The following is a 3677-nucleotide window of genomic DNA, read 5'->3' as shown; positions in this document are numbered from 1 at the left end:
CCATAATCATTTCAGTGTTCTTGAATTTATCCCAATACATTACTGGCGTATGAATAGACGTCTTAAATCTAATATTTACCAACATTAAACTATCTATAATCAATGCAAGAGATAAATCGGAGATCCTGAAACACTATCCAATCAGAATAATGGCCTGTTTAGTTGATAAAGAGCAAGAAGTCGGTTCGAATATAGAGAGATTTTAAATAGATCAATGCTTTAGAATTATAATGCAAAAAACTTCCAAAGAATTCTATTCAGAGCGAGGAGTTGACTGGCTATCTCATAAAAAGAATAATGAGCGCTCGAAGGAAGAGTTGTCTTATATTGTGCGATTACTGAGAAAAGATTGGAAGATCCTGGATCTGGCATGTGGATATGGCAGACTTACTATTCCTCTGGCCGAGATGGGATACAAGATGGAAGGAATAGACATAACTCCAATATTTATTGAAAAAGCAAAGGAAGAGGCAAAGAAAAAGAATCTCAATATTGAATTCAGAGTCGGGGACATGACAAACTTGCCTTATGATGATAACTCATTTGATGCCGTTATCTGCATGTGGAATGCTTTCAGCGAGCTTGTACTGGAAGATGAACAGGTTGGTGCAATATTAGAAATCTATAGGGTACTCAAGAAAGATGGAATGAGTCGCATTGAAGTGAGGAATCATAGGTCAAGTAAACTGATAGAGGCAAACACGATCGATGGATATAATGCAATGCCAAGTTATAATCATACTAGAGGCAGCATGAAAAAATTAATGGAGCTCTCAGGACTAGAGGATTATAGGGCATTTATTGACGACTTTGGTGGACGAAATAGGCTTTTCCTAGAAATAAGAAAATATTAGCATCCCAAAAGCATCAATATCATTATTTATAAGTAAAAGTCGTTGTTCAATGGAAATACTCAAAGGAGTACCATCCCGCATTTGCCATGCTTGTTGCGAGATTGTGACATCTGGATATTCCATTCATAGTAAGGCCTTAAAGGCAATGAGATCATGATTTCCTACAAGGACGTTAGAAATGTTGTGTTATATATAAATCATCTCTCTTTACCATTCTTTCTAGTTCTTATATAGATATTATAACATAGATAGATGGGTTTAACACAAGGTCGAATTAAACGATAAAAAGATAAAATACATAATTAGGCATGAGGAGGCAAATTTTGATCTTGAAAAATTAATTTGTCAATCAGGTTACAACATAAATAGTGGCAATCACACCATAGGGAAATATTGAATTGTTAAATGGATGAAAACTATGGTATTATATTTTTTATTTTCTTATTATATAGTAAATATATTAGTGAAAAAACTATTATTCCCACGGTATATAACATAATCGTAATATCATAATTTTTCAACATTAAAGCAATTACAGTAGCAATAAAGATATATGAAATTGCAGGCAAAAATAAAAATTTAAATTGTATATTTTCTATATATAAATATGTAGACTTGTTAATTTTGTTCGTATTTAATTTTATTTTATTTTTTCCTGTATTATAATATAACAAATATCCAGCAAATGCAATTACACCCAATATACCAAAATAATTATGCGATATTACAATTTCCATAGCGCCAATGATTCCTGCAATAGACATAGGAATTGAAAATCTTTTCCACTTTGTTAGTTCATCCATTTTACCACCCAGAACTGTTACAAGTTGTTGCCATAGTGGCAGTACTTCCAATAGCTAGACCAAATGCCAGAAGCCACGGAGCAGCCGCCGCACCTAATATAGCCGGGATATACAAGGCTCCGTCGAATACAGCAATCCCTACTGTTTTATTTATCTCTATATTCTTTACACTGTTATTCGTTGATTTCAACATATTACCCATTGCCGATGCAATATACGAATATTCTATGCCAAACCTATCTAATGTCTTATTACTGGAATACATATAATTAAATGATATTAATTTTATGCTATTTATTAATTTTCCCATTACATTGCTATGCATAAATATTTACTGCAAATGTTTATTCCTTAAACTTTTATTAAAATAAACTATTTTATATATAGTCTCAATTAACACCAATCCAAATATTATTGAAAATATGTATCCTAAAATATAATTCTTGATGATAAAGAAAATAATTGAATTAGATAATAATTCTATAGATGCTAATGTGTAACCATAAATCGCGTATTTTCTGACTTTACGAATTTTTTTGAATTCTAAATTTTTATCATTCGCTTTCATATTACCATCCACCAAAACATGCATTTCCTACACCATATTTTAACGTTCTATTGTGTGGGTACACAACTCATACTTTGCCGTATTACACAGTCAAGTTTACAGATCAAACGATTTTCTCACCAGCCTGAAAAACAGGGATATCACGGCAATGTTATAACTGGAAACAGCGATGCTGGTAGCTCCTAGGGAAACATAATATACACTTATTACCAGCTTTTTCACTAGAAGAATTAGGTGCGTTCAAATAAATTTTCAATAACGCCCAATCTTAATATTCATGAAAGCCCCGTTATATTTCCTTTACTGTCAATATCTATTTTCTCCGCTGCCGGATGCCTGGGCAACCCTGGCATTGTCATTATGTTTCCCAGTATGGGTATTATGAATCCCGATCCTCCATTGATAACAATGGAATTTACCTTTACCTTGAAATTTTCAGGCACGTTTAAAAGCGAAGGATTGTCTGAAATAGAAGATTGTGTTTTTGCCATGCACACATAGAATTTTCCGAAGCCGTTATTCTCTGCACGTTTAATATCCATAAGTGCTTCCTTTGAAAATTCAATGTCCCGGGCACCATATACCTTTCTGGCAATTTTTTCAATTTTTACCCTTATTGGATCATTTATGTCATAGGCGTAAGTGATCTTATTTTCACGGATCGATTCAAGCATCTTTTCAGCAAGCTGTATTCCACCTTCCCCACCCCGGGAATATACATTTGAAACGGCATATTTTATTTCTTTAGTATCCAGAATCTCCGTTGTAGCCTTAATTTCCTTATCGGTGTCAACGGGATGTATATTCAACGCAACAACAGGTTCGATTCCGAAATTTTCTATATTTTTTATATGTGCAAACAGGTTTTCAATTCCTGTTTTGAGTGCCGGTACATTTTCCTCATCTATATTTTTGGCACCCCCATGATGCTTCATCGCCCGTATTGTGGCAACTATCACTACAGCGTCCACAGGTAGTTTCGCTTCCCTGGTTACTATATCCATGAATTTTTCAAAACCTAAATCTGAACCGAATCCTGCTTCAGTAACTGTATAATCAAACATGTTAAGCGCAGCATAGTCTCCAAGAATGCTGGATGTTCCATGTGCTATGTTCCCGAACGGCCCAGTGTGTATAATTGCAGGGACATTTTCTACGCTTTGAACAATATTAGGTTTCAGTGCATCTGAAAGCAAAGCCGCCATGGCCCCGTTAGCCTTTATGTCCCTGGCAAACACAGGCCTGTTGTCTGCCGTATACCCTATTATTATATTCCCCAGCCTTTCCTTCAGGTCTTCATATCCCTTTGAGAGCGCCATTATAGCCATTATTTCTGACGCAGCTGTAATGACAAATGAATCACTTGCAAGAATTCCATTGCTCTTTGGTCCATCTCCTACTATTATCGCTCTCAATGATCTGTCATCCATATCCACGGTTCTGGAAACGTTA

Annotated in this window: 5 protein-coding genes; 1 reads left to right on the top strand and 4 read right to left on the bottom strand. The window is 34.9% G+C overall.

From position 1 onward, the window contains the following. The first annotated feature begins 230 nt into the window (after positions 1 to 230). Complete coding sequence (locus AMDU4_RS11095) at positions 231 to 854, top strand: class I SAM-dependent methyltransferase (protein WP_021788064.1); 624 nt, start codon at positions 231 to 233, stop codon at positions 852 to 854. A gap of 416 nt (positions 855 to 1270) precedes the next feature. On the opposite strand, the gene AMDU4_RS11090 is transcribed toward AMDU4_RS11095, so the two are convergent. The 4 genes from AMDU4_RS11090 to AMDU4_RS11075 all read right to left on the bottom strand — a co-directional run. Continuing rightward, a complete protein-coding gene (locus AMDU4_RS11090) occupies positions 1271 to 1657 on the bottom strand; it encodes a hypothetical protein (RefSeq protein ID WP_021788063.1) in 387 nt (128 codons plus the stop codon). 1 nt (position 1658) lies between these two features. Continuing rightward, entirely contained in the window at positions 1659 to 1982 is a 324-nt protein-coding gene (locus tag AMDU4_RS11085) for a hypothetical protein (RefSeq protein WP_021788062.1), read from the bottom strand. Between the two features lie 339 nt (positions 1983 to 2321). Next, on the bottom strand, positions 2322 to 2447 hold the full coding sequence (locus AMDU4_RS11080; protein ID WP_290705148.1) for a hypothetical protein: 126 nt from the start codon (positions 2445 to 2447) through the stop codon (positions 2322 to 2324). A gap of 53 nt (positions 2448 to 2500) precedes the next feature. Next, positions 2501 to 3677: formate--tetrahydrofolate ligase (locus tag AMDU4_RS11075; protein ID WP_021788060.1), on the bottom strand; the 1177-nt coding region annotated here is incomplete at its 5' end.

The sequence above is a fragment of the Ferroplasma sp. Type II genome, assembly GCF_000496155.1.
This window is presented reverse-complemented; position numbering and strand designations above follow the sequence as displayed.